The sequence below is a fragment of the Streptococcus mitis genome (assembly GCF_001579045.1).
Lineage (GTDB): Bacteria > Bacillota > Bacilli > Lactobacillales > Streptococcaceae > Streptococcus > Streptococcus mitis_D.
This window is the reverse complement of sequence record NZ_KQ970265.1, coordinates 172,170-175,499: the sequence shown is the minus strand read 5'-3', so window position 1 is coordinate 175,499 and position 3,330 is coordinate 172,170. Positions and strand designations below refer to the sequence as shown.

The window sequence follows — 3,330 nt, the reverse complement described above, 5'->3', positions numbered from 1 at the left end:
TTTTTCCATCAAGTGTGCTAACCGCAATACACCATAGTCCGTACGGGATTCGAACCCGTGTTACCGCCGTGAAAAGGCGGTGTCTTAACCCCTTGACCAACGGACCAGAGTTGTTATTTTCAACTCTTACTATTATACAGGCTTTTTAAACTTTGTCAACACCTTTTTTAAACTTTTTTACCTTTTTTGCATGAGGTAACTTCTCAAAGTAACTTCCACTTGCCCAACCAAAGTGGAAATTAGTCTAAAACGGATTTTTATGGTGGAATTAAGTGTGAGACGTTTGAGTTAGAAATGAGGTCCACTATGACAAAACATAAACACCTTACCCTTTCAGACCTTCTGGGACATGGACAAAGTCATTTCTGATGGTGTTAAAAAGGGACAACACATCTATCATATTCTCAAAACTCACAATCTTGATGTCAGCTCCTCAACCGTCTATCGACACATCCGAAAAGGATACCTATCTATCGCTCCGATTGACCTAGCCAGAGCCGTTAAATTCAAAGAAAGACGGAAAAGTAAGCTACCTTCCATCCCTAAAGAAGCTAAAAAAGGCCGTTCCTATGAGGATTTCCAAAACCATTTATCCCTTAACCAACTGAACTACTGGCTGGAAATGGACACCGTTATGGGTAGAATGGGAGGTAAAGTACTACTCACCTTCAATCTATCTTTCTGTAACTTTATCTTTGCTAGACTTCTGGGTAATAAAACTGCCCTTGAGGTTACCAAAAACCTCTATGACATCAAGAACACTCTTCACCAAGCTGACAAAGATTTCTTCCAACTCTTCCCTGTCATCCTGACAGATAATGATGGAGAGTTTGCCAGGGTTGATGATATCGAAATGGATGTTCGAGGAGAGAGTAAACTCTTCTTTTGTGACCCTAATCGCTCTGACCAGAAAGGCAGAATTGAGAAAAATCACACGCTGATTCGTGACATTCTACCTAAGGGAACTTCTTTTGACAACTTAACTCAAGAGGACATCAATCTCGTTTGTTCGCATGTCAACAGCGTCAAACGTGCTGCTTTGAATGGAAAATCAGCCTATGAACTCTTTGCCTTTACTTACGGAGAAGAAATTCCTAAGCTTCTCGGCATTTCTAAAATACCTGCAGAAGACGTCTGTCAGTCGTCTAAATTACTCCAACATAAGTTCTAAAAACTAATCTTTAACCGCATTCAAACGTCTCACACTAACTTAATGACATTGCCCAAAAGTTAGATTTTTTCTGTCTAACTTTTGGGGTGCAGTTCATTTTATGCGCTCTTTTTTTCTATTCCTTTCGACTACAAAAGCGATGAAATCAAGCAGTATTAAAACCAGTGGAACTTACCCTAACACGGAATTCTACTGGTTTTTCCGATTTTTATCAGACTAACTTCCACTTGGATTAGCAGTGGAACTTAGTTTGGGAATTTAGATTTTTTTGTATGACTTCCTAATGAGTACGGATATCAAACTCTTTAAACACAATACGTAAGTCTCTCAGGACTCTTTGACGACCTCGGAATCGTTCATTTCTTAAGACGCGTTCTAACTCTTCTTGTTTTTCTTTATTTTGTTTACTTCTATAATCTTTTAATGTTTCATGAAAGAGATAATAATCATCTAGCCAGAGACCTCCCTCGCTTACTCGATGACTTATCTCACCTACTTCTTCATATGGTTCTTTATCATATCTTCGTTTTTGACTTTCTTGTTTACGGATATAATCTAAAATCCGATTCCGGAACTTAGTCTTAAAATATTTCCTTAAACGAGGAATATCTTCGTAACCGTCCAATAACGAAGTATATTGAAAAATCTCCAGACTAGAGAACTCACTGATAGTTCCTAATCTGGAGATTTCTTATTTGCACTTTTCTTGTACAACTTTAGTCCATGGTAAATAAGCCTCTAAAACCTCTTTGTTAACGAGAGTTTCCTCGTTTGGAAGACATTCTAGAAGATAGGATAGATATTTCTCACTATTTAATTGATGACGTTTAGCTGTTTCCAACAAGCTCATAATAATAGCTGTTGCTTTAGCTCCTTCAAAACTTTGAGAAAACAACCAATTTTTACGTCCCATAACCAAGGATTTAATGGCGCGTTCAGCTAGATTATTGGAAAGGACGAGATGTCCGTCCTTCAAAATTGTCTTAAAGGTTTCTTCATATTTGAGGCTATATTCAATCGCCCTCCCTAGTTTTGAACCCGCTAAGACTGACTGGCGCCGGCACCAAGCAAAGAAGTCTTCCATTAAGGGCTGGAGCTTTTCTTGACGTTTCTGTAGTCGTTCATCAGCTGGCAATGTCTCCCAGTCTCTTTCCAAGGCAAATAACTGGTCACAATAAGCTAAACCTTTAGCTCCTAACGATGAGTTATCTCCTTGCTTGGGGGTCGCTTCAAAAAACTTCCTTCTCACATGTGCCCAACATCCAACAAGTTCAGCCTCTTCCAGTTGACGATAAGCTTCTAGCGGTTCGCAGTTTACCAAGCTTAGCGTCGCCTTGCTCCTAAACCTTGGACTGCTATCGCATAGGCAGAACTAGAGGACTAAAGTCCTAAGTTACTGCCGCAACATATCACAATGCACATATCCAGAATAATCTCCTAGGAATTCTTGTACTACCGAACCACTTCGACGCTGATCATGATGGTAAAGCGTAATCCCTTGCTTCTCAGCTTTCCCAGACAAAAAAGTCCAATAGTAAGTCAGCTGACTATCACTTTCTAAGACCCGATAAGAGGTTTCATCCGCATGAAGAAGAGGTTGTTCTAACAACTTTTCTCGTAAAAGGTTATAAAGGGACTCTAAATAGTATTGACTCGCCTTAATATGCCAATTAGAAATTTCCTTACGTGTGATTGGTAAACCCATCTTAGCCCAATCTTCTTCTTGGCGATAATTGGGTACCTTCAGATTAAACTTCTGATGGATGGTGTGAGCGATAATAGAGGCTGAGCCAAGGCTATGCACCAAAGGGGCTTTAGGGACAGGAGCTTTTACAATTTTATCACTTGGATTATTCTTACTGCATGCTTGGCACTTGTAAGCGTGTTGAATATGATCAACTCTTTTTAATTGCGCAGGAATAAAGACCAATTCTTGTCCTTGAAGGCTCGCTCCAATTTCTTTTAGCTCTCCCTGACAGTCAGGGCAAATGCAGGCCTCTAAGCGATGATGAACTTCTTCTGAATTAAATTGGACAAGAAGAGATTGACGTTTCCCTTTAACTTTCTTACGTTTGTAGGTGATTTCTTCTCTTTCAACTGGGTAAGTCAGAGTCTTCTTCCAGATTTTGTTCCTCCTCAAAAAGACTGAGTTGTCCAGA

The 3,330-nt window shown here is 39.7% G+C and carries 1 tRNA gene and 3 pseudogenes; 1 reads left to right on the top strand and 3 read right to left on the bottom strand.

Going from position 1 to position 3,330, the window contains the following annotated elements:
• Positions 1-34 precede the first annotated feature (34 nt).
• A tRNA-Glu gene (locus SMIDD28_RS10240) sits at positions 35-106 on the bottom strand.
• A 228-nt stretch (positions 107-334) separates the two neighbouring features.
• Between SMIDD28_RS10240 and SMIDD28_RS10235 the strand changes: the two are divergent.
• Positions 335-1,171, top strand: a pseudogene (locus tag SMIDD28_RS10235) (IS30 family transposase); the annotation flags it as partial.
• A 280-nt stretch (positions 1,172-1,451) separates the two neighbouring features.
• Here the strand turns inward: SMIDD28_RS10235 and SMIDD28_RS10230 are convergent.
• Positions 1,452-1,784 (bottom strand): annotated as a pseudogene (locus tag SMIDD28_RS10230) (sigma-70 family RNA polymerase sigma factor); the annotation flags it as partial.
• A gap of 81 nt (positions 1,785-1,865) precedes the next feature.
• Positions 1,866-3,281 (bottom strand): annotated as a pseudogene (locus tag SMIDD28_RS12365) (IS66 family transposase); the annotation flags it as partial.
• Between the last annotated feature and the right edge of the window lie 49 nt (positions 3,282-3,330).